Source organism: Streptomyces sp. SM10, from assembly GCF_002910915.1.
In the GTDB taxonomy this organism is placed as follows: domain Bacteria; phylum Actinomycetota; class Actinomycetes; order Streptomycetales; family Streptomycetaceae; genus Streptomyces.
The window spans coordinates 1-22,165 of record NZ_NEUF01000038.1; the positions used below are offsets into that span (position 1 = coordinate 1).

Below are 22,165 nucleotides of genomic sequence, written 5' to 3' on the forward strand. Positions count from 1 at the left end.
GGGGCTGCCCCGGGCGGCGGTCAGCGGGCTCGCCGGCGGGAGGCCGTGTCCCCGGCCGCTGGCGCGGCAGCCCCGCCGGCTCCTCGTCCGAGGTGACCGTGTTGGCCGCGGCGGACCAGCCGTGGCGGTCCAGGGCGCGGGCCAGCGCACCCACCATGCGCGGATCGAACTGGCTCCCCGCGCAGCTCCTCAGCTCCTCCACGGCCGCGGGGACGGGCCGTCCGCGCCGGTAGGAGCGCGTGGACGTCATGGCGTCGAAGGCGTCCGCGACGGCGACGACCCGGGCGAATTCGGGGATGCTGTCGCCGGCGAGGCCGTACGGGTAGCCGCTTCCGTCGAGCCGTTCGTGGTGGTGCAGGATCGCGGCGCGCGCCTCGTCCAGGAAGGCGATGCCCCGGACGATCTCGTGGCCGTACTCGGGGTGCAGCTCGATGACGCGGCGCTCCTCGGGGGTGAGCGGCCCGTCCTTGCGCAGGACCCGCGTCGGGACGCCGAGCTTTCCGACGTCGTGCAGGATGCCTGCGAAGCGGAGCGCCTCCATGCGGCTCTCCTCCATGCCGAGTTCACGGGCGATCAGCTCGGAGGCGTGTCCCACCCGCTCGCTGTGTCCGCGGGTGTATCCGTCCTTGATGTCGACCGCCTGGACGAGCGCCCTGATGGTGGCCCGGTGGGCGGCGTGCCGGCGGTGGTACTGCCCGAACACCCAGCAGGAGATGTACATCGGCAGCAGGACGACCAGCGCGGCCGGCGGCCCGTAGGAGCTGCGCCACAGGACGGCCATCATCAGCCCCGCGAGCGCGTGCACCAGGTGCGGCCCCACGGAGCGGGACGGCAGCCCCCGCCAGGCGTGCCCGACGGCCACACGCTCGGCCGTGACGAGGATGCTGCCGTCCAGCGCGGCCAGCACCAGGCTGAAGACGAGCGCTGTGGCGCAGGCCGGGAGGAGGGCGTACGGAAGGTCGGGGACGCCCCCGTCCGAGGGGCCACCGAGCGTGGCGGGGCCGCCCAGCAGTGCGTACGCCCACGAGGCGGCCCCCACGGTCAGGGCGAGCTGGGCGGCCCGCCAGACACGGCGCGACGCGACGGGCGGCCGTTCCACCCGGCCCGCCAGCGCGCCGGGTACGGCGACGAGAGCGGCGGCGGACGGCGGGAGCAGGAAGGCGGCGGCGAGCAGCAGCGGAAAGAACGATCCGGCACCGACCGGCACGGAGCCGCCGAAGAGACGGCAGCGGCCGGGGAGTTCGCAGACGAGGTGGAGGGCGGCCAGGAGGCCGAGCGTGCCCCATGGGGTGGCGGCCCCCGGGGAGAGCGCGGGCAGCACGCAGAGTGCGGCGCAGACCGCCGCGCACAGGATGTGGAAGCGCGCCGCCCCCGGTGTGCCCCTCACCCGATCCGCCCGCCCCCCATCCTGGTCAATGGAGGCGCCAGGCTAGCGAGCAAGGGGTCGACCGGGGCCCGAACAGGCCGGATTAGCACATTCGGGTGACATGAGCGGGGTTCGGCGGCACGGCCGCCGGTTCAGTTCGCGGGGTGCGGCCGGGTGAGCAGGGTCACTCGGCGGTGGCGGCCGGACGGTCGGCGCCGCCCAGGGCCACGTCCTGCTCGGGCACGGCCTGTCCGGAACGGATCAGGTCGATCCGGCCCATCACCTTCGAACGCAGGTCGGCAGGGACGTCGTCCTGTCCGCAGCAGCGCTTGACCAGCTTCTTCACGGCCTGCTCGAGGCCGTACTTCTCAAGACACGGGGAGCACTCCTCGAAGTGCACCTCGAACTTGGTGCAGTCGCCCTCGGGCATCTCATGGTCGAGGAACTCGTAGAGATGATCGAGAACCTCCGAGCAGTCCGTCTCGTGCGGCTCTCCGCAGCTCATGAGGCCGAGCCTTTCCTGTCGTCCGACTCACCGGCTCCGGCCGGGACGAGCCCGCGCTCACGCGCGTAGTCCTCCAGCATGCCGCGCAGCTGACGGCGCCCCCGGTGCAGCCGGGACATCACCGTACCGATGGGTGTCCCCATGATGTCCGCGATCTCCTTGTAGGCAAAGCCCTCCACATCGGCGAGATACACGGCGATGCGGAACTCTTCGGGGATCGACTGCAGCGCGGACTTCACGTCGGAGTCCGGCAGGTGGTCGAGCGCCTGGGACTCCGCCGAGCGCAGGCCCGTCGACATGTGCGACTCCGCACGTGCCAGCTGCCAGTCCTCGATCTCCTCGGCGGCGCTCCGCTGGGGTTCGCGCTGCTTCTTGCGGTACGAGTTGATGAAAGTGTTGGTGAGGATGCGGTACATCCACGCCTTGAGGTTCGTCCCCTCGCGGAACTGGTGGAAGGAGCCGTACGCCTTCGCGTACGTCTCCTGGACCAGGTCCTCGGCATCCGCGGGGTTGCGCGTCATGCGCAGCGCGGCCGAGTACATCTGGTCGAGATACCCGAGGGCGTCCCGCTCGAAGCGCGCGTTGCGCTCGGCAGTCGTCTCCTCCGCACGGCCGTCGTCGGTCCCTGTGTCGGTCCCAGTGACCGGACCCACCTCCTCCAACGATGTGGCGGAGCCGAAACCGGACCCGCTCGCATCGGAGAATAGTCGACCTTGCTTCCGCTCGGGCTGTCGATCGGCTCCGCCCGGGGCGCGCGCCGGAGTGCTCTTGGCCGCGTGAAGCACCGTCCACTCCAGCTCTGCGGTGTTCGAGCGGCTCGGGCAGATGGTCGAACCCATGCGACGGACTCCCTCTCCACGTACGACGTTGTTGTACCGACATCACGCACAACAGCCGCCCCGCACGGCGCATTCCCGGGGCCTCCGGGGGCCCTCAGGGGGCCCTCAGGGGGCGAGAAGGACCGTGTGGCCGGGAGAGCCCCTCCAGCCACCCGGCCACCGCGCCCGTCAGGGTGTCCAGCGCCTGATCCTGGGTCAGCGGTGCCTTCTTCGGTACGGCGAAGCCGTGATCCGCGTACGGCACCTCGACGAGCCCGTGCTCCCCCGGGGGGAACTCCTCGGGGCGCCCGAACGGGTCACGGCCGCCCTGCACCACGAGGGTGGGGAGGCCCGTGCCGAGCAGCTCGTCAGCCCGGGACTTCTCCGGCTTCCCCGGCGGGTGGAGAGGGAAGCTCAGGGCGAGCACGGCGCGGGCGCCCAGCTCCGCCGCCGTACGGCAGGCGACCCGCGCCCCCGCGCTCCGCCCCCCGGCGACGACCGGCAGCCCCGGTGCCGTCAGCGCCGGCCACAGGCCCCGCCAGCCGGTGTCCAGGGTCCGGGGCGCCGGTGCGAGCTTCTTGCCGGCCACCCGCCAGGGCTGCTCCACCAGGGCCACGGTCACCCGGTGGCGCGGCAGCACCGCCGCCAGCGCCTGGAGGTCCCGGGCCTCGATGCCGCCTCCGGCGCCGTGGCCGGCGGCGAGCACCAGACGGGCCCCCTTCGCGGGGATCCAGGTGATCCTGGCCTCCCCGGCGTCCGTGCCGGCCATCTCGGTCTTCCGCGTCGTCGCTGTCGTACGGCTCACGGGGCCATCCTGCCGCGTCAGAAGAGCGTGCCCGCCTCAGGCGCGGCGAGTTCCTCCAGGAGTTCCGGACCGTTGTTGCGCACGTTGCTGACGGCGGTGCCCACCGGATACGCGCGCATCAGCCCGCCGGGCGGCGGCTCCAGCAGCGCCGTGAGCTCCTCGACGCCGGTGCGCGACGGGTCGAGCCAGTCGTCCCAGCGGTCCGGGGTCAGCATCAGCGGCATCCGGGGGTGGATGTCGGACAGCGAGGCGGGGCCCTCGGCCGGAGCGACGGCGAGCGGTGCCGTCTCCGCCTCGGTGGTGATCACCGAGCAGGTGACCCACCAGGCCCCCGGGTGGTCGTCGGGCAGGGTCCGGTCGCGCCAGAACTCGTACAGGCCCGCCATCGCGAAGACGGAGCCGTCGGCGGGGGTCACGAAGTACGGCTGTTTGCGCGGCCGCTTCTTCCTGCCCTTCTCCTCCAGCTGACGCTCGTCGGCCCCGGTGACCCACTCGTAGTAGCCGTCGGCGGGCAGGATGCAGCGCCGCGACACGAAGGGGCGGCGGAAGGACGGCTTCTCGTGGACGGTCTCCGCCCGGGCGTTGATCATCCGGGCCCCGCCCTCCGGCGACTTCGCCCAGGACGGCACGAGTCCCCATTTCAGAACCCGCAGCTGGCGAACCGGGCGCTGATCGTCCGCGTCCTTCACAGGACGGTCCAGAACCGCGTAGACCTCCTTGGTCGGCGCGACGTTCCAGTCGGGTTCCAGAGCCTCGGTGGGTTCCCACTTCTCCACACCGAAGAGCCCGGTCAGATCCTCTGGCCGCCTGCTCGCCGCATACCGTCCGCACATAAGTGCCAGACTGCCACGACCCGCCACCCGGGTGGACGCCGATCCCCCGAGTACCTCAAGGAGCCGCTCTCACCATGGACAGCACCGAACTGGGCGATCTGTGGGATCGCGTCTTCGGAACCCAGCCGGCCCCCGAGCAGTGGCTGGTGGTCGTCACGGCCACCGCGGCGCTCGTCGCCGTGGTCCCGAACCTCATATGGCGGCTCTCGCGCAACGCGATCACCATCGCGCACGAGGGGGGCCACGGCTTGGTCGCCCTGCTCACCGGACGGCAGCTCTCGGGCATCCGGCTGCACTCGGACACCAGCGGCCTCACCGTCAGCCGCGGCAAGCCCACCGGTATCGGGATGATCCTCACGGCGGCGGCGGGCTACACCGCGCCCCCGCTGCTCGGCCTGGGCGGCGCCTGGCTGCTCACCAACGGCCGGATCACCCTGTTCCTGTGGCTGGCCACCGCGCTCCTGGCGGTGATGCTGGTGATGATCCGCAATCTGTACGGGGCGCTGACGGTCATCCTCACGGGGACGACCTTCCTGCTGGTGTCCTGGCTGACCTCGGCCGACGTCCAGTCGGCGTTCGCTTACACTGCGGTCTGGTTCCTGCTGCTCGGCGGCGTGCGCCCGGCGTTCGAGCTCCAGTCCAAGCGCAGGTACGGCGGGGCCCCCGACTCCGACGCGGACCAGCTCGCGCGGCTGACGCACGCCCCGGCCGCGATCTGGCTGTTCCTCTTCCACGCGGTCTCGCTCTGCGCGCTGATCGGCGGCGGACGCTGGCTTCTCGGACTGTGACGGTCACCGGACGCGCACACGTGGGCACGGGCCCTGTACCACCCTTGCATTACGCCCCGATTTCCTCCTATTTGTTCAGGATCTGGGTTTGCGCTGAGCCACTAAAGTGAGGGGCATGACCGAAAGTTCCGTGCACCCCGCCCTCTGGCCCGCCCCCCTCGCGACCGGGGCCGTCGACGCGACCGTCACCGTGCCCGGATCGAAGTCGGTCACCAACCGTGCTCTCGTCCTCGCCTCGCTCTCCTCCGAGCCGGGCTGGCTGCGCCGCCCGCTCCGCAGCCGCGACACCCTGCTGATGGCCCAGGCCCTCCGGGCGATGGGCGTCGGCATCGAGGAGGGCGTCGGTCCGGACGGCTCGGGCGAGGCATGGCGCGTCATCCCCGCCGGTCTGCACGGCCCGGCCCGGGTGGACGTCGGCAACGCGGGAACCGTCATGCGCTTCCTGCCGCCCGTGGCCTGCCTCGCGGACGGACCCGTCCACTTCGACGGGGACCCGCGGTCCTACGAGCGGCCCCTGCACGGCGTGATCGGTGCCCTGAAGGCGCTGGGAGCCAGGATCGACGACGACGGCCGCGGGACGCTCCCGCTGACCGTCCACGGCGCGGGCGCGCTGGACGGGGGCCCGGTGGCCATCGACGCCTCCTCGTCGTCCCAGTTCGTCTCGGCGCTGCTGCTGTCCGCACCCCGTTTCAACCAGGGCGTGGAGGTGCGCCACACGGGCTCGGCCCTGCCGTCCATGCCGCACATCCGGATGACCGTCGACATGCTGCGCGCCGTGGGCGCCCAGGTCGACGAGCCGGAGTCGGGCGGCGAGCCCGACGTCTGGCGGGTCTCGCCCTCCGCCCTGCTGGGCCGCGACCTGACCGTCGAGCCGGATCTCTCCAACGCCCAGCCGTTCCTGGCCGCCGCCCTCGTGACCGGCGGCCGGGTCACCGTCCCCGACTGGCCGCTGCGGACCACCCAGCCGGGTGACGCACTGCGCGAGATCTTCACCGCAATGGGTGGTACGTGCGAGCTGACCGAGCGCGGTCTCACCTTCAGGGGCTCGGGCAGGGTCCACGGCATCGACGTCGACCTGAGCGAGGTCGGTGAGCTGACGCCGGGCATCGCCGCCCTGGCCGCCCTCGCCGACTCCCCCTCCACCCTGAGCGGCGTCGCGCACCTGCGGCTGCACGAGACGGACCGGCTCGCGGCGCTCACCAAGGAGATCAACGGTCTCGGCGGCGACGTCACGGAGACCGCCGACGGTCTGCGGATCAACCCCCGGCCGCTGCACGCCGGCACCTTCCACACGTACGACGACCACCGGATGGCGACCGCGGGCGCGATCATCGGTCTCACCGTCGCCGGGGTGGAGATCGAGAACATCGGCACGACGGCCAAGACCCTGCCGGACTTCCCGGAGATGTGGACCGGCATGCTCGGAGAGCCCTCCGGCACCGTCGGCGTCTCACCCGGAGCGCTCGGCGCCGCGCCGGGAAGGCGCGGGGTCTGAGGACATGCGCCGCTACGGGAAGAACCCCGACGAGGACGACATCCGCGTCCGCCCCAACCCCAAGGGGAACCGGCCCCGTACCCACACACGCCCCAAGCACGAGGACGCCGAGGACGGCATGGTCCTCACCGTCGACCGGGGCAGGCTGACCTGCCTGGTCGAGGACCGCACGGTGGTGGCCATGAAGGCCCGCGAGCTGGGCCGCAAGGCCGCCGTGGTGGGCGACCGGGTCTCGCTGGTGGGTGACCTCTCCGGCGGCAAGGACACCCTGGCGCGCATCGTGCGGATCGGCGCGCGTACGTCGGTACTCCGCCGCACGGCCGACGACGACGACCCCTTCGAGCGGGTGGTCGTGGCCAACGCGGACCAGCTGGCCATCGTCACGGCGCTCGCCGACCCGGAGCCACGCCCGCGCATGATCGACCGCTGCCTGGTCGCGGCGTACGACGGCGGGCTCACCCCGCTCCTGGTGCTGACCAAGTCCGACCTGGCCTCCGCCGACAAGCTCCTGGAGGCCTACACGCCTCTGGGCGTCCCCTACGTCGTGACCAGCCGCGAGGAGCTGGAGAACGGCGACGCCGCCGACCGGGTCCGCGAGCTCCTGAACGACCGGGTGACCGCCTTCGTCGGGCACTCCGGGGTCGGCAAGACGACCCTGGTCAACGCTCTGGTGCCGAAGGACCGACGGCGCACGACCGGGGTGGTCAACGCCGTCACGGGCCGCGGCAGACACACCACCACATCGGCCCTCGCGCTGCCGCTGCCCGACGGCCGCGGCTGGGTGGTCGACACCCCGGGCGTGCGGTCGTTCGGGCTGCACCACGTCGACCCCTCGCGGGTCATCAACGCCTTCCCCGACCTGGAGCCGGGTACGGAGAACTGTCCGCGCGGCTGCACCCACGACGGTCAGGAACCGGAGTGCGCCCTGGACGCGTGGGTCGCGGAGGGACACGCCGACCCGGCGCGGCTCGACTCGCTGCGCAGGCTCCTCTCGACCCGGGAGCGGCGCGAGGGCGACTGAGGCGTCACGGCCGACGCGCGCACGTTTGCGGGCCGCCACCCCCGGTAAGGGCATAATCGCGTCGAGTGGACGAAGCGTCACCTACGTGGGAGGCACCTGACGATGGCGTGGTTGCTGGTCGTGGTCGCCGGACTGCTCGAGACCGGCTTCGCCGTGTGTCTGAAGCTCTCGCACGGATTCACCCGTCTCTGGCCGACGATCGCTTTCTGCGCGTTCGCACTCGGCAGCTTCGGCCTGCTCACACTGGCCCTCAAGAAGCTCGACGTGGGACCCGCGTACGCCGTGTGGACGGGCATCGGGGCCGCGGGGACGGCGATCTACGGAATGGTCTTCCTCGACGACGTGGTCTCCGCCCTCAAGCTGGTGTCGATCTCGCTGGTGATCATCGGCGTGATCGGTCTGCAGCTGTCCGGTTCGGCACAGTGAGCCTCGTCGTCCGCCGGCACCAGCATGTAGGAGATGGCCAGCCTCAGCGCGATCTCGCACTCCCTCCCCAGCTTCGCCGCCTCGCACGGGGCGGGACCTCTCCGCAGGGCGGCGACGGCCCGGTCCCTGACGAGTACGAGCAGCTCGCCAGGCGTGGGAAGTGACGCCCAGGCGTCCCGCCCGGCGGGAGGCAGTGCCCCCGGCCCGGGTAGGCGGTCACCCCGGACGCCGGTGAGCAGCGCCTTGACGAGCACGTCCGCGCGGGCCGACCGGACCGTCCAGCGGGCGAGTGCCGCGGGCCCCTCGTCCCCGGCCCGGCCGAGCGTCTCCTCCACACCGGCCAGATAGCCGTCCGCCGCACGCCGGATCAGCGCGCGGGCCAGACCGCCCTTGCTGCCGAACTCGTTGTAGAGGGTCTGCCGGGAGACCCCGGCCGCCGCCGCCACGTCGACCATGCGCACGGCCGTCCAGGGCAGCGCCGACAGTGACGAGTGTGCGGAGTCCAGCAGTGCTTCTCGCGCCGAGGGCATCGTCGCCTCCCACGCCGGGGGCCTGTGGTCAGAGTTGAGGCGTCCAGGAGGGCTGTCAAGGGTCCGCGCACGTGCGGGCCGGGCCCGCACCCCGCACGGGGCCGTGTAGCCCGGGCGGGTGGCTGTGGATACTGTGACGGCATGCCCGACTACCACGATGATCTGCGCCTGGCCCATGTACTGGCGGACGCCGCCGACGCGGCGACGATGGACCGGTTCAAGGCTCTGGACCTCAAGGTCGAGACCAAGCCGGACATGACGCCGGTGAGCGAGGCCGACAAACACGCGGAGGAGCTGATCCGCGGGCACCTGCACCGGGCCCGCCCACGCGACGCGATCCTGGGCGAGGAGTACGGGATCGAGGGCACGGGCCCGCGGCGCTGGGTCATCGACCCGATCGACGGCACGAAGAACTACGTACGGGGTGTCCCCGTCTGGGCGACCCTGATCTCGTTGATGGAAGCCGGCGAGGACGGTTTCCAGCCGGTGGTCGGCGTGGTCTCGGCACCGGCGCTGAGCCGACGCTGGTGGGCGGCGAAGGGCGCCGGGGCCTTCTCCGGCCGCAGCCTGACGTCCGCGACCCGGCTGCACGTGTCGAAGGTCGAGCGCGTCGCGGACTCCTCGTTCGCGTACGCCTCGATGACCGGCTGGGAGGAGCAGGGGCGGCTCGACGGCTTCATGGATCTGACGCGGGCCTGCTGGCGGACCCGGGGCTACGGGGACTTCTGGCCGTACATGATGGTTGCCGAGGGGTCGGTGGACATCTGCGCGGAGCCGGAGCTCTCCCTGTGGGACATGGCGGCGAACGCGATCATCGTCCAGGAGGCGGGCGGGCAATTCACCAGCCTGGACGGCGTCTCCGGGCCCGGTGGCGGCAACGCGGCGGCGTCCAACGGGCTGCTCCACCACGAGCTGCTCGGCTATCTCAACCAGCGCTACTGAGACCGGAGTTCCGTCCCGCGTGACGCATGCGCGGGAGCCCTGCGGGGAACCTGTGGCGCCGGGCGGAGTCGCACGGGCATGCCGGGCCGGGCAGGCGAGCACGCGCGGCGCGCCGGCTGTAGACGGTCGCCGTGGTCATCGACGTGCGCCGCGGCAGCCGCCGCGCGACCGCCGGGCCCGGTCCGATCCGGGGCGCCCGCGGCACCCGGGGTCCGTGGGACGCTCTCCGCGGTGCCGGGGCGCCGGGGGCCTTGTTGTGTCCCCCCGGAGGTGCCACTCTGAAAGTCCCCCCACTTGTGAACTTGTGAATCGGCTCACGAAGACCGCTCCACAGGTCACTTCACGAAGGAGGTGGCTCCTTTCATGCTCGTCCGTGACGCCATGAGCACGCTGGTCCTGAGCATCGGACCGGCCCACACACTCCGCCAGGCGGCCCGGCTGATGTCGGCCCGCCGTATCGGAGCAGCTGTCGTCCACGACCCGGACACCTGCGGTCTCGGCATCATCACCGAGCGCGACATCCTCGACGCCGTGGGCTCGGGTCTGGATCCCGACGTCGAGACCGCGTCCACCCACACCACCACCGATGTGGTCTTCGCCTCCCCCGCCTGGACCCTGGAGGAGGCCGCGGAAGCCATGACGCACGGAGGTTTCCGGCATCTGATCGTCCTGGACGGCGACGGCCCCGTCGGCATCGTCTCGGTGCGCGACATCATCCGGTGCTGGGCCCCGGTGCGACGACGGGCGGCCGGGATGGTGCTCTGAACCCGCCGCGTCGGCACGCCGGAGCGAGACCCCGGCAGCGGCGGCCCGCCCCGCGCCACGGCCGCCCGGGCCAGGACACGGCTGCGGGCCGGACACCCTGAACCGTCCAGGGACATCCGGCCCGCCGCCGACAGGCGTCCGGGTCAGCCGCGCAGGGCTTGGACCGCGGCCTCCAGCCGCTTGCCGAAGTCCCCGTCGGCCTGACGGAAGTTGCCGATCGCGCGCTCGGCGATGTCGTCGCGCGAGACCTGGGAGATGAACCCGGCCAGGTTGTCGATCAGCCGGCCCTTCTCGTCCTCCGCGAGGAGCCGGTAGAGGTTGCCCGCCTGCACGAAGTCGTCGTCCTCCGCGTGACCCGGGGCCTCGTGGTTGCCGGTGCCACCGGTGACGGGCACCGGCTGCCAGAGCGGCCGGCCGGTCTGGGCGGGGCCGCCGAAGCTGTTCGGCTCGTAGTTCTTCGTGCCCTTGTGGCGGCCGTCGTACAGGTGGCCGTCACGGCTGTTGGTGCGCACCTCGGTGGCGTGCGGGCGGTTCACCGGCAGGTGGTCGGCGTTGATGCCGACGCGGTAGCGGTGGGCGTCGCCGTACGCGAAGAGGCGGCCCTGGAGCATCTTGTCCGGGGAGGGGCCGATGCCGGGCACGAAGTGTCCCGGGCTGAAGATCGACTGCTCGACCTCGGCGAAGACGTTCTCCGGGTTGCGGTTGAGTTCCAGCGTGCCGATCTCGATCGGCGGGTAGTCCTCGTGCGGCCACACCTTGGTGAGGTCGAAGGGGTTGAAGCGGTACGCCGCCGCCTCGGCCGCGGGCATGACCTGGACCTGCACGGTCCAGGACGGGAAGTCGCCCCGCTCGATCGACTCGCGCAGGTCGCGCTGGTGGCTGTCCGGGTCCACACCGGAGAGGCGGACGGCCTCCTCGGTGGTGAGGTTCTTGATGCCCTGGTCGGTCTTGAAGTGGTACTTGACCCAGAAGACCTCGCCGGCCTCGTTGTTCCACTGGAAGGTGTGCGAGCCGTAGCCGTTCATGTGGCGGTACGAGGCCGGGATGCCCCGATCGCCGAAGAGCCAGGTCACCTGATGCGTGGACTCGGGCGACAGTCCCCAGAAGTCCCAGACGTTGTCCGCCTCCTGCGAGCCGGTGTACGGGTCGCGCTTCTGGGTGTGGATGAAGTCGGGGAACTTGATGGCGTCCTTGATGAAGAACACCGGGGTGTTGTTGCCGACGAGGTCGTAGTTGCCCTCCTCGGTGTAGAACTTCAGCGCCCAGCCGCGGGGGTCACGGGCCGCGTCGGCGGAGCCGAGGTTGCCCGCCACGGTGGAGAAGCGCAGGAAGGTCTCGGTCTGCTTGCCGACCTCCGAGAGGAACTTCGCCCTGGTCCACCGCGAGACGTCGCGGGTCAGCGTGAAGGTGCCGTAGGCGCCGGCGCCACGGGCGTGCACCACGCGCTCGGGGATGCGCTCGCGGTTGAAGTGGGCGAGCTTCTCGAGAAGCGCCTGGTCCTGGACGAGAACCGGTCCTCCCGGGCCGGCGGTCTCGCTGTTCTGGTTGTCGGCCACCGGAGCGCCGGCCTCCGTGGTGAGCGGTCCCTGAGTCACGCGCGCCTCCTGCGTCATGTCCTGCACAGCGTCGTTCCCCCGTGCAGCCTGTTCCCGGCCGTGGCCTGTCCTTGGCCGGTATGCCGACGATCCTACAATGGACTTTGTCCAAGTCAAGGAGACATCTAAAGTCACACCTACTCGGGACTCGGCCGTGCCACTGTTAGGCTGGGCCCATGAGTGACCTCCTGGAACGACTTCGTGGACGCGGCTGGCGCATGACGGCACAGCGGCGCGTGGTGGCCGAGGTTCTCGAGGGGGACCATGTGCACCTGACGGCGGACGAGGTTCACGCGAGGGCCGTCGCACGACTGCCCGAGATCTCCCGCGCCACGGTCTACAACACGCTGGGCGAGATGGTGTCCCTCGGCGAGGTCATCGAGGTCTCCACCGACCGCAGGGCGAAGCGGTACGACCCGAACGCCCACCGCCCCCACCACCACCTGGTGTGCGGGAGCTGCGGAGCGATCCGGGACGTACACCCGTCGGGCAACCCGCTGGCGGACCTGCCGGCCGACGAGCGCTTCGGCTTCACCGTCTCGAACGTCGAGGTGACGTACCGGGGTATCTGCCCGAACTGCGCCGCAGCGGCCTGAGTCTGAGGGAGCGCCCGCCCGCACCCTCACGCCGGGCACCCTTTGCGGGGGCATACGACAGAGGCCCGGATCCTTGGAAGGATCCGGGCCTCTGTCTTTCAGTAGCGGGGACAGGATTTGAACCTGCGACCTCTGGGTTATGAGCCCAGCGAGCTACCGAGCTGCTCCACCCCGCGTCGTTGTGAGTGCAACACTACGGCACGCTCGCCCGCAGGAGCAAATTCATTCCCCGGCCCCCCGCACGGCCCGTCCGCACCAAGGGGCCGTCGTCAGGCGGTGAGCTCCTGGTGCAGCGCCTCCAGCAGTCGCGCCGCCCGCTCGGTGACCTCCGCAGGCCCGAGCTCGACCGCCCGGGCGCACCAGCGCTGCCCCTCGGTGAGCTCACCCCTGCGGGCGGCGAGCAGGGCGAGGCGCAGCGCCGCCCGGCCGTGCCCGTCGTTGGCGGCGCGGCTCCACCACAGGGCCGCCTCGCGCTCGCTGCCCTCACGGGCGAGCAGCAGGCCGAGGTTGAAGGCCCCGTTCCGGCTGCCCGACTCGGCGGCCTCGCGGTACCAGCGGGCGGCGTTGGCCATGTCACCGCGCGCGGCCGCGAGCATCCCGGCCCTGACCTGGGCGCGGCGGTGCCCCTGCTCGGCCGCTCTCTCGTACCACTCCTCGCACTCCGTCCTCTCCGGCATCGGCTCCCCCAGCGCGGGAGGCCCGGGGGCCGGCTGGCGCAGGTCGAGGACACCGGCCAGCCGGAAGGCGGCCTCGGCACTGCCGCCACCCGCGGCGCACCGGAGATGACGCTCGGCCTCCTGCTCCTCGCCGTCCCTCAGCAGCGCCATGCCGACCTGGAGCGCGGCATCGGTGTGCCCGGCCGCCGCCGCCCGCTGGTACCAGCCGAGCGCCGTGCGGTCCTCGTCCCGCCCGGCGTGCAGGATCCCGAGGTTGAAGGCCGCGTCCACGCTGCCCGCCTCGGCCGCCTTGGAGAACCAGGGCTCGGCCCCGGTCGCGTCGCCCTCCTGGAGCAGCAGGACGGCCAGCGCGTTCGCCGCCTCGCGGTGCCCGGCGTAGGCGGCACGGCGGTACCACTGCTCGGCCTGCGGGATCCGGTCCTGAGCGGCGCAGAGCAGGCCGAGGTTGTACGCGCCGTTGACGTCACCCGCGTCCATGGCGGCGCGGTACCAGCGCTCCGCGGTCTGCTGCTCACCCCTGGCGGCGTGCAGCGCGCCCAGGGCGTTGGCCGCGTTGCCGTCGCCGTCCTGGGCGGCACGCAGCCACCAGACGGCTGCGCTCTCCTCGTCGCCCGCGTCACGCAGCAGGAAGCCGAGGGCGCAGGCCGCGCGGGCCTCGCCGTCCTTGGCGGCGGTGAGATACCAGCGGCCGGCCTCCTTCAGCTCGCCACGCTGTTCGAGGATCGCGCCGAGATGCAGGGCGGCACGGCGGTGGCCGCGCGCGGCGGCCTGGCGGTACCACTGCTCGGCCTCGCCGACCCGTCCCGCATCGGGGCCCGCCACGGGGCTGTCCCGCTTCACCGGCGCACCGGTGCCCGGCGCACGGCGGTCCTCGCCCACGGCACGGCCCATCCCGAACGCATCGTGGGCGTCACCCACGGCGTTGCGCTCGATCGTCCGCGCCAGCCGGTACGCGGCCTCCCTGTGCCCCTGCTCCGCTGCCGCACGCAGCCAGCGCTCGGCGCCCGCGTCGCCGCGGTGCTCCAGGAGGTCGGCCAGCGCGTACGCGCCCAGTGCGTGGCCCTGTTCGGCGGACTGGCACAGCCAGTACTCGGCGCCGGGCTCGTCCCCCCGCTCACGGAAGTGGCGCCCCAGAGCGTGCGCGGCCGCGGCGGAGCCGGCGACCGCGGCGATGCGCCACCAGCCCGCCGCCTCGTCCGCGTAGCCCCTCTGATGGAGGAGCACGCCGAGGTTGTTCGCCGCAGCACGGTCGCCCTCGGCGGTGGCGGCGCGCAGGTGGGCCTCCGCCCCGTCGAGGTCGCCGCGGCGCAGCAGGAGGGCCCCCAGGACACTCATCGACGCAGTGTCCCCGGACTCCGCGGCCCGCCGGTGCCGGGCCTCGGTCTCGTCGGCGTGATCCGCGGTGTCGGTGGTGTCCGCACCCTCGGAGGCATCCGTCCCCTCGACGTCGGCGCTCAGGGCCGCATCGCCCGTGCCGGTGATGTCCGTGGTGAGGATCGGGGTCTCGTGCGCGGCGTCTGCGGTATCGGCGGTCCCGGCCAGGGCAGCGGCGAATGCCGCATCTGCCTCGTTATCCGCCGTCCGGCCGCGTCGCTGCACAAACCGCCCTGTCTCCAACAGAGTTGCCCTGTCCCCCATAAATACCATCGTCGCACCACCTGTAACCCGCGTACACCTGGTATATCGCGGCCAGTGAGGTCACTTCAGCGTTTTGTCGACATGCCCACAGAGAGACAAGTGAAACACGGTTGAGTCCAACTGGTGCCCCGCGAACCGCACTTCACTCCGACAACTTGAGAAAACGCCTCATGACATGACAAAGGCCCGGATCCCAAAGGATCCGGGCCTTCACCTTTCAGTAGCGGGGACAGGATTTGAACCTGCGACCTCTGGGTTATGAGCCCAGCGAGCTACCGAGCTGCTCCACCCCGCGTCGTTGTGTTCAAACCGTACCACGACGCGGGGTGGACCTTTCTCAGCTGCCCTGGTCGTCGCCCGCCGGCTTCTCTGCGCCCTCGGTCCCCGAGGGCGAGCCGGACTTGGGCTGCGCCGCGGCGGCCCGCTCCAAAGCGTCCTGGAGGTCCGCCTGGGCCTTGCCGTAGGCCTGCCAGTCCTGCTCCTTGAGAGCCGCCTCGCCGTCCGTGTACGCCTTCTGGGCGTCCGCGATGGCCTTCTTCAGCGCGGCGTCCCCGGTGGCCGGTGGCTCCGTGGTGTCGCCCGGTGGCTCGGTCGGCTCCGTCGGCGGCGTGGTCGTGTCCGACCCCTCGACCCCGAAGACCGCGTTGAGCGCCTCCCCGAGACTGTTCTCGAAGACGATCTTCGACCCGTACGAGGCGGCGACCTTGCGCAGCAGGGGATAGTTCTGCGTGCCACCGCGCGTGTAGACCGGTTCGATGTAGAGGAAGCCCCCGTCGAGCGGCACGGTCAGCAGATTGCCGTACTCGATGTCCGAGTCGGTGCCCTTGAGGTTTCTCACGAACTCAGCGACGTCGTCGTTGCCGTTGAGCTCACTCTGTACCTGACCGGGGCCCTTCACCGTGGTGGTGACTCTCAGCAGCCTTATCGTGCCGTAGTCCTTGCCGGCCGCGTCCGCGTCCACCGCCATGAACGCCCCGAGGTTGGGCCGCCCTCTCGGGGTGAACGTGGTGGTCAGCGAGAACTTCTGCTCGTCCTGGCCCGGCATCTTCATGCTCAGGTAGTACGGCGGAACGGCCCCGGGCTCCTTGTTGGTGGGGTCGTCGGGCACCTGCCAGGCGTCACTGCCGCTGTAGAACTGGGCGGGGTCCTGGACGTGATAGCGCGTGAGCAGCTCGCGCTGGACCTTGAACAGGTCCTGCGGGTAGCGCAGGTGGTCCATCAGGTCCTGCGGGATGTCGCCCCTGGACTTCACGGTCCCGGGGAAGGCCTTGCGCCACGTCTTGAGCACCGGGTCCTGGGTGTCCCACTCGTAGAGCGTGACCTTGCCGGTGTAGGCGTCGACGGTGGCCTTCACCGAATTGCGGATGTAGTTGACCTGGTTCTGCTGGGCGACGACCGCACGCTGGTTGGTGGTCAGCGAGTCGGCCGTGGTGTCACCGAGCGTCGTACGCGAGGCGTACGGGTAGCCGTTGGTCGTGGTGTACGCGTCGACGACCCACTGGATCCGCTTGCCGACGACCGCCGGATAGGCGTCGCCGTCGATGGTCAGCCAGGGGGCGACCGCCTCGACGCGCTCCTTGGGTGTCCGGTTGTACAGGATGCGCGATCCCTCGCCGATGGCCCCGGAGTACAGGATCTGCGGCTCGCTCATCGACACCGCGTAGGCGGCACGGTTGAAGGCGTTGGAGAGACTGACCCCGCTGTCACCCTTGTAGCTGGTGGTCCTCTCGCCGTCCTGCTCGTAGTCGAGCTCCTTCTGGGGACCCCCGACGATGGAGTACTGCTCGGTCTTCTCGCCGTAGTAGATCCGCTGCTCGTACTCCCCCAGCTCGCCGGTGGTCGGCAGGCCCGACTCCGTGAAGTCGGGGGAACCCGTCGGATTGGTGCCCGTCGTGGTGCCCCGGGCCGCGATGGCGCCGTAGCCGTGGGTGTACGTGAAGTGGTCGTTGATCCAGTTCCGCTTGGGAAGGCCGTCGATGTTGAGCTCGCGCAGGCCGATGACGGTGTCCTGCTCCTTGCCGTCCTCACCCTTGTAGCGGTCGACGTCCAGCGTCTTGGGGAACTGGTAGTAGTTCCTCCTCTGCTGGAGCTGCTGGAAGGCCGGGGAGACGACGTTCGGATCCATCACCCGGTAGCTCGCCGCGTCGCTCGCGGAGGCCCGGAGCTTGACCCCGTCCGTCGTCTTGCTCTTGCCGGAGTAGTCCTCCACCTTCGCGTCGTCGATGTCGTAGGCATCACGCGTCGCGTCGATGTTCTTCCGGATGAACGGTGCTTCCTTGGCCTGCTCGTTGGGCTGGACCTGGAACTTCTGCACGATCGCCGGGTAGAGACCGCCGATGAGGATCGCCGACAGCACCATCAGGCCGAAGCCGATCACCGGCAGCTGCCAGGTGCGCCGCCAGAGGGTCGCGAAGAAGAGCATGGCGCAGATCACGGCGATGCAGAACAGGATCGTCTTCGCCGGCAGGTAGGCGTTGGCGTCGACGTACCGCAGGCCCGTCCAGTTGTCCGTGGCCTTGAAGTCGCTGGACTTCACGGCGAGGCCGTACCGGTCGAGCCAGTACGCCACGGCCTTCAGCGAGACGAAGACGCCGAGCAGCACGGAGAGATGGCCGGTGGCCGCACCCGTCGCCCGCGCACCCGGGCTGGTGACCCGGAGTCCGCCGTACAGGTAGTGGGTCACGGCCGCCGCGATCAGCGACAGCACCACGGCGGCGAAGCCGAAGCCGAGCAGGAAGCGGTACCACGGCAGGTCGAAGGCGTAGAAGGAGACGTCCAGCTTGAACTGGGGGTCCTTCTGCCCGAACGACACGCCGTTGACGTACATCAGCCAGGTGCGCCACTGTCCCGACGCCGAGGCGCCGGCGATGAGCCCGACGAGCGCGGTGACCGCGAGCAGCACCCACTTCTTGTAGGGGGCGACGCTCATCCGGTACCGGTCGAGACTCTGCTGCTCCAGCGACATCGCGCTCAGCGGCGGCCGGAGCCGGTGCGCGAGCCAGATGTTCACACCGATGGCCACGGCCATCAGCAGTCCGAAGACGAGGAACAGCCCGATCTTGGTCCACAGGGTGGTGGTGAAGACAGACGTAAACGCGACCGACCTGTACCAGAGCCAGTCCGTCCAGAACCCCGCGAACATGACGAAGACCATGGCGAGAACCGCCAGGACACCCAATGTCATGAGCAGGGTACGGACGCGCCGGGACGGGCGGCCGACTCTGATCCGTGGCCCGGTCGGGCCTCCGCCGCGGTCCGGCATCTGGAAAGCCAACGTGCGCACCTCGAAGTTCGCGGTCGTGTGAAGCAGGCCCAGCGATCGTAGAGCCCACCTATGCAACTTACTGAGGCTTTACCTAGTTCCCGTTACCGGGGCGGAAGGAGGCAGGATGTTGGGTATGCCCAACGTTTCTCCCTCAGGCCCTCCGATGGCCGCGAGCCCACTCACCGTCGCCGTCCTCGAAATCGACGCCTACGCCGCCACCCTCGGCTGGGACCAGCCGGCCCGGCTGTTCGCCCTCGTCGACACCGCCCGGCTGCGTGCCCACGAGCCGGGCCTCGCCGCCCAGCTCGGCCTCGACGACTCCGCTTCCACCACCGCCACCCTCACCCCGGTCGAGCAGGAGGAGCTCCCCGCGGGCACCGCGCTGGACGAGTTCCTGGCCACGATCGCCTGGCCCGACGCCGTGGTCGGCTGCGCCATGACCGTGGAACGGATGATGCTGCCGCCGTCCGCGGAGGCCTCCGTGCCGGACGGCCTGACCGACGCCCAGCTGACCAGGTGGGTGTCCGAGCAACCGGACCGGCAGGAGGTGCGGATGACCGTGGCGGTGCTGCGGGACGGGGCTCGGGACTCCGCCGTGCGGCTGCGGGAGAAGGACTCCCCGACCGAGGTCCTGACCGGTGCGGGGCTGGTCCCCGGGCTGGCCGAGGCGCTCGCGGCCACCTTCGAGTCCTGACCTCCCGCGGGGGCCGGCCTCAGCCCGTCGAGCAGCTCGGCAGGCCGGCCGTGTCCCCCGCGCGGATCTTCTCCAGGGACTTCGTGGCGTCGTCGAGGGTCTTCACCCGCACCAGGGTGAGGCCGACGGGGGTGTCCGACGCCGCGGCGGCGCAGTTGTCGTCCGGCGTGAGGAAGTAGGAGGCACCCGCGTCGCGGGCCCCGACCAGCTTCATGTTGATCCCGCCGATGGGGCCGACCTTGCCGTCGTCGTCGATGGTGCCGGTGCCCGCGATGAACTTGCCGCCCGTCAGCTTTCCGGGCGTCAGCTTGTCGACGATGCCCAGCGAGAACATCAGGCCGGCGCTCGGGCCGCCGACGTCGGCCAGCTTGATGTCGATGTCGAACGGGAAGGTGTGGTCCGTCCCTGCCTGGATCCCGACGATCGCCCGGTCCTCCGAGGGGTTCGAGGGGTCCTTGGGCGCCTTCCGCGTGGTCAGGGTGACGTCCTGCGAGCCTGTGGGCTCCTTGCCTGCCTTCTCGGCGGCTGCCGCGGCCTTGGCCGGGACGATCGTGAAGACGACGTCCTCGCCGGGCTCGTGCTTCGTGACGAGTTTCGCGACGTCCGCCGGCTTCTCGACCGCCGTGCCGTCGACCGCCTTGATCACGTCACCCGCGTGCAGCTCGCCCTCGGCGGCGCTGTCCTTCACGACGGTGGAGACGACCACCCGGGAGGTGACGGGGATCTTCAGCTCATCCAGGGCCGCCACCTTGGCGCTCTCCTGGGACTGGCTGAACTCCTCGGCGTTCTCCTGCGTCGACTGCTCCTCGGTCTTGCCGTCCGGGTAGAGCGTGTCATGGGGCACGACCACACTGTCGTGGGCCAGCCAGCCGTAGACGGCCTCGACGATGTTCATGTCGTAGTCCGCTCCGGTGACCCGGACCGTCGTCATGTTGAGGTGTCCGGACGTCGGGTAGGTCTTGTGCCCGCTGATGTGCAGCACCGGCTCGCCCCGTGCGTCGCCGAGGGTGTTCACCGTCGGACCGGGAGACATCTCGGCGTACGGCACGCGGAGCAGCACGCCTGCGCAGAGCAGCGCGATCAGGATGAGGGTGGAGGCGAGCATCGTCGCGGTGCGGCGTGGCATGGAACGACAGTACGGGAACGGCCTGTCAGTGCACCGTCGGGGCCGGTCCGTACGGGGCGGACGACCTGGGGGGTCCTGCGGGACCGGGGGGCGTCGCGGGTCGTTCACGGCGCGCAGTGCGCTCGGTGGGCGCGCCCGCTGCGCGGGCCCTGCCCACGGGACCGATGCGGTGCGGAAATTGGCGGCTGCGTACAGCCGCGGAGTCTCAGACGGCCTCGGAACCGGAGTGCGGCTTCTCCATCGCTTCACGGAACCTGGCGTAGCCGGCGAGTTCGGTGACGTCGCCGGTCGTTCGATTGCGGGCTGCCCACCCGCCCCATATCGCCGCGCCGAGCGCGGCTATAAGCGGAATCAACAGCCAAGCGAGTGCTGCCATCACGACCTCCCTGCCCCATGAGCGACCGCAACTGACGATCAGAAGATTAACCACCTGCAGGACCAACGCTCACGGCAGGGGTGCGGTTACGCAAATCGGGGCTGATGACCCCCGGGGCGGTTTGCGATCAGCAGGCGCCGACCCACTCCTCCGTACCGTCGGAGAAACGCTGGTGCTTCCAGATCGGGACCTCGTGCTTGAGGTCGTCGATGAGCTTGCGGCAGGCGTCGAAGGCCTCACCCCGATGGGCGCAGGACACGGCGACGACCACGGCCAGATCGCCCACACCCAGTTCACCCACCCGGTGGACGGCGGCCAGTGCCCGCACCGGGAACTCCGCCACCACCTTCTCGGCCACCCTGCGGAGCTCGTCCGCGGCCGTCGGATGGCAGGAGTACCCGAGGGAGCCGACGTCCTGCCCGTCGTCGTGGTTGCGCACCGTGCCGACGAAGAGGGCCATTCCTCCCGCGGCGTCGTCCCCGACCGCGCGGAAGATCTCGTCGACGGAGAGCGGTGTGTCACGGATGTCCAGAAGCCGGATGGGGTCCTGGGCCGCCTGCTCGCCGGGGTGGTCGTGGGTGCGTGCCATGAGGCCATCGTGCCGCACGGCACCGGATTCACGGAATAGCGCTTTCGACCGGTGGCGGGCCGGCCCGCTTGGAGCCTCCTACCAGGCGGGGCCGCCCCGGGCCGCCGTCCGCCTAGAAGCGCCGGCGCGCCTTGCGGGCCCGCCGGACCAGCGCCGCCGTGCCGAGGAGTGCGACCGTCGCGCCGGCGGCACCCGCCGCGGTGGCGTCCTTGCGGCCGAGCCTGCGTCCGGCGACCGTGTGGCGCCCCTCCACCTCTTCCAGGAGCGCCGCCAGGACCTCCTCGTTGGTCCACCTGGGGCGCCAGCCCGCGTCGTGGAGCCGGCTCACACTGACCACCCAGGGGTGCATGGTGTAGGCGAGGTCGCCCGCGGGTGACGGCGTGAGACCGATTCGGTGCAGCCGGGCGGCTGCGCCGAGCGCCACCGCGGACGGCAGTTCCATGCGCCGCACCCCGGAGAGCTCCTCCACCTCCTCCTGTTCGAGCCAGCCGTCGCAGCCGACGGCGAACTCGCCCTCGATCTTCTCGAGAGCCGCGTACTCCAGGGCGCTGACCAGGTCGTCCACGTGGCAGAACTGCCAGGCGGGCCGTGATCCGGCGACGACCAGGAGGCGGGGGGACTCGAAGTACCTGGTGAGCGCCGTGTCCGTACCGCCCACCAGGACGGTGGGGCGTACCACCGTGACGTTGAGGCCGGGGTGGGCGCGGGGGGCGCGGCGGCCGAGCCTCTCGATCTCCAGGAGGTCGCCGACCCCGGTGGCCTCCGCCGTGGCCCGCAGCTCGGCGTCCTCGGAGAGGGGGATGTCGTTGTCGGGCAGAGCGCCGTAGACCATCGCCGAGGTGCACAGCACGACCCGGTGGACGCCCACGGCCGCCGCGGCGGTCAGCACCGTCTGGGTGCCCCGCACGTTGTACGCGGTACGGGCGGCGGGGTCGGTCTCCAGGTCGAGGTCGAGCGCCATGTGCACGACGACGTCCGCGCCGCGCAGCTTCTCGGCGATGGCGGGGTCCCGTACGTCCAGGATGTGCCACGTCGCCTCGGAGACGTCGCCTCGGCGCTCGTCGATGGCGATGACCTGCTTGATCGCGTCCGATGCGGCGAGGTGGGCGGTGAGCAGTTCACCGACGCCGGTCGCGGCGCCTGTGACCGCGACGACGGGGCCGCGGCTTCGGGAGAGATTTTTCGTGGGCTTGCTTTCGGGCGAGGGGTCGGCCAGGTTTCGCGCTGCGCGAACCTGCGGATCTGGGGAACTCACCGGGCGTCTCCAGCGGTTGTCTTCAGTACGTACCCGAATGACGCGTACGTACCAGGTGGC

At 71.0% G+C, this 22,165-nt stretch carries 21 protein-coding genes and 2 tRNA genes; 8 read left to right on the top strand and 15 right to left on the bottom strand.

Features of this window, described 5'->3' with window-relative positions; all coding sequences use genetic code 11:
• The 5 genes from B9S57_RS03335 to B9S57_RS03355 form a co-directional block, all read right to left on the bottom strand.
• The coding region (locus B9S57_RS03335) for an HD-GYP domain-containing protein (RefSeq protein ID WP_103514034.1) at positions 1 to 1,387 on the bottom strand (1,387 nt) is incomplete at its 3' end.
• A 163-nt stretch (positions 1,388 to 1,550) separates the two neighbouring features.
• Entirely contained in the window at positions 1,551 to 1,871 is a 321-nt protein-coding gene (gene rsrA, locus B9S57_RS03340) for a mycothiol system anti-sigma-R factor (RefSeq protein ID WP_103514035.1), read from the bottom strand.
• On the bottom strand, positions 1,868 to 2,524 hold the full coding sequence (locus tag B9S57_RS03345; protein ID WP_190174995.1) for a sigma-70 family RNA polymerase sigma factor: 657 nt from the start codon (positions 2,522 to 2,524) through the stop codon (positions 1,868 to 1,870). Before B9S57_RS03345 ends, rsrA begins: the two co-directional genes overlap by 4 nt.
• A 280-nt stretch (positions 2,525 to 2,804) precedes the next feature.
• Positions 2,805 to 3,458 (bottom strand): alpha/beta family hydrolase, encoded by a 654-nt coding sequence (locus tag B9S57_RS03350; RefSeq protein WP_181011221.1) that lies wholly within the window; start codon positions 3,456 to 3,458, stop codon positions 2,805 to 2,807.
• 53 nt (positions 3,459 to 3,511) lie between these two features.
• Entirely contained in the window at positions 3,512 to 4,327 is an 816-nt protein-coding gene (locus B9S57_RS03355; protein ID WP_103514038.1) for an SOS response-associated peptidase, read from the bottom strand.
• A gap of 74 nt (positions 4,328 to 4,401) precedes the next feature.
• Between B9S57_RS03355 and B9S57_RS03360 the strand changes: the two genes are divergently transcribed.
• The 4 genes from B9S57_RS03360 to B9S57_RS03375 all read left to right on the top strand — a co-directional run bounded on the left by B9S57_RS03360 (position 4,402) and on the right by B9S57_RS03375 (position 8,057).
• Positions 4,402 to 5,115 carry a M50 family metallopeptidase gene (locus B9S57_RS03360; RefSeq protein WP_103514039.1) on the top strand — a complete coding sequence of 238 codons (714 nt, stop codon included), beginning with the start codon at positions 4,402 to 4,404 and terminating at the stop codon, positions 5,113 to 5,115.
• A gap of 115 nt (positions 5,116 to 5,230) precedes the next feature.
• Positions 5,231 to 6,610 carry a 3-phosphoshikimate 1-carboxyvinyltransferase gene (gene aroA, locus B9S57_RS03365; RefSeq protein WP_103514040.1) on the top strand — a complete coding sequence of 460 codons (1,380 nt, stop codon included), beginning with the start codon at positions 5,231 to 5,233 and terminating at the stop codon, positions 6,608 to 6,610.
• A gap of 4 nt (positions 6,611 to 6,614) precedes the next feature.
• Positions 6,615 to 7,631, top strand: coding sequence for a ribosome small subunit-dependent GTPase A (gene rsgA, locus B9S57_RS03370; RefSeq protein WP_103514041.1), 1,017 nt, complete (start codon positions 6,615 to 6,617; stop codon positions 7,629 to 7,631).
• Positions 7,632 to 7,733: 102 nt separating this feature from the next.
• Positions 7,734 to 8,057 carry a multidrug efflux SMR transporter gene (locus tag B9S57_RS03375; protein WP_103514042.1) on the top strand — a complete coding sequence of 108 codons (324 nt, stop codon included), beginning with the start codon at positions 7,734 to 7,736 and terminating at the stop codon, positions 8,055 to 8,057.
• Here B9S57_RS03375 and B9S57_RS03380 read toward each other — a convergent pair.
• Positions 7,949 to 8,587: a TetR/AcrR family transcriptional regulator gene (locus B9S57_RS03380; protein WP_103514043.1), complete on the bottom strand. Its 639-nt coding sequence runs from the start codon at positions 8,585 to 8,587 to the stop codon at positions 7,949 to 7,951. The two genes, B9S57_RS03375 and B9S57_RS03380, sit on opposite strands and share 109 nt — an antisense overlap.
• Positions 8,588 to 8,728: 141 nt before the next feature.
• Here B9S57_RS03380 and hisN point away from each other — a divergent pair, with 141 nt between their 5' ends.
• Positions 8,729 to 9,529, top strand: coding sequence for a histidinol-phosphatase (gene hisN / locus B9S57_RS03385; protein ID WP_103514044.1), 801 nt, complete (start codon positions 8,729 to 8,731; stop codon positions 9,527 to 9,529).
• A 363-nt stretch (positions 9,530 to 9,892) separates the two neighbouring features.
• Complete coding sequence (locus B9S57_RS03390) at positions 9,893 to 10,294, top strand: cyclic nucleotide-binding/CBS domain-containing protein (RefSeq protein WP_103514045.1); 402 nt, start codon at positions 9,893 to 9,895, stop codon at positions 10,292 to 10,294.
• 143 nt (positions 10,295 to 10,437) lie between these two features.
• On the opposite strand, the gene B9S57_RS03395 is transcribed toward B9S57_RS03390, so the two are convergent.
• Entirely contained in the window at positions 10,438 to 11,907 is a 1,470-nt protein-coding gene (locus B9S57_RS03395; protein WP_103514084.1) for a catalase, read from the bottom strand.
• A 158-nt stretch (positions 11,908 to 12,065) separates the two neighbouring features.
• Between B9S57_RS03395 and B9S57_RS03400 the strand changes: the two genes are divergently transcribed.
• The gene (locus B9S57_RS03400; protein WP_103514046.1) at positions 12,066 to 12,485 is read left to right on the top strand and encodes a Fur family transcriptional regulator; all 420 of its coding nucleotides are present in this window, start codon (positions 12,066 to 12,068) and stop codon (positions 12,483 to 12,485) included.
• A 102-nt stretch (positions 12,486 to 12,587) separates the two neighbouring features.
• Here the strand turns inward: B9S57_RS03400 and B9S57_RS03405 are convergent.
• The 4 genes from B9S57_RS03405 to B9S57_RS03420 form a co-directional block, all read right to left on the bottom strand.
• A tRNA-Met gene (locus B9S57_RS03405) sits at positions 12,588 to 12,661 on the bottom strand.
• Positions 12,662 to 12,754: 93 nt separating this feature from the next.
• A complete protein-coding gene (locus B9S57_RS03410) occupies positions 12,755 to 14,809 on the bottom strand; it encodes an SEL1-like repeat protein (protein WP_103514047.1) in 2,055 nt (684 codons plus the stop codon).
• Between the two features lie 212 nt (positions 14,810 to 15,021).
• Positions 15,022 to 15,095 (bottom strand) — tRNA-Met (locus B9S57_RS03415).
• 42 nt (positions 15,096 to 15,137) lie between these two features.
• Complete coding sequence (locus tag B9S57_RS03420) at positions 15,138 to 18,062, bottom strand: UPF0182 family protein (protein WP_103514048.1); 2,925 nt, start codon at positions 18,060 to 18,062, stop codon at positions 15,138 to 15,140.
• Positions 18,063 to 18,189: 127 nt separating this feature from the next.
• Between B9S57_RS03420 and B9S57_RS03425 the strand changes: the two genes are divergently transcribed.
• On the top strand, positions 18,190 to 18,759 hold the full coding sequence (locus tag B9S57_RS03425; RefSeq protein WP_258036197.1) for a PPA1309 family protein: 570 nt from the start codon (positions 18,190 to 18,192) through the stop codon (positions 18,757 to 18,759).
• A gap of 19 nt (positions 18,760 to 18,778) precedes the next feature.
• Here the strand turns inward: B9S57_RS03425 and B9S57_RS03430 are convergent, their stop codons facing one another.
• From B9S57_RS03430 to B9S57_RS03440, 4 genes are all read right to left on the bottom strand, one after another.
• Positions 18,779 to 19,885: a PDZ domain-containing protein gene (locus tag B9S57_RS03430; protein ID WP_103514050.1), complete on the bottom strand. Its 1,107-nt coding sequence runs from the start codon at positions 19,883 to 19,885 to the stop codon at positions 18,779 to 18,781.
• A gap of 205 nt (positions 19,886 to 20,090) precedes the next feature.
• Entirely contained in the window at positions 20,091 to 20,261 is a 171-nt protein-coding gene (locus B9S57_RS34325; protein WP_181011218.1) for a hypothetical protein, read from the bottom strand.
• Positions 20,262 to 20,388: 127 nt separating this feature from the next.
• Positions 20,389 to 20,850 (bottom strand): molybdenum cofactor biosynthesis protein MoaE, encoded by a 462-nt coding sequence (locus tag B9S57_RS03435; RefSeq protein WP_103514051.1) that lies wholly within the window; start codon positions 20,848 to 20,850, stop codon positions 20,389 to 20,391.
• A 112-nt stretch (positions 20,851 to 20,962) separates the two neighbouring features.
• Positions 20,963 to 22,105: an SDR family oxidoreductase gene (locus B9S57_RS03440; protein WP_103514052.1), complete on the bottom strand. Its 1,143-nt coding sequence runs from the start codon at positions 22,103 to 22,105 to the stop codon at positions 20,963 to 20,965.
• Positions 22,106 to 22,165: the final 60 nt, after the last annotated feature.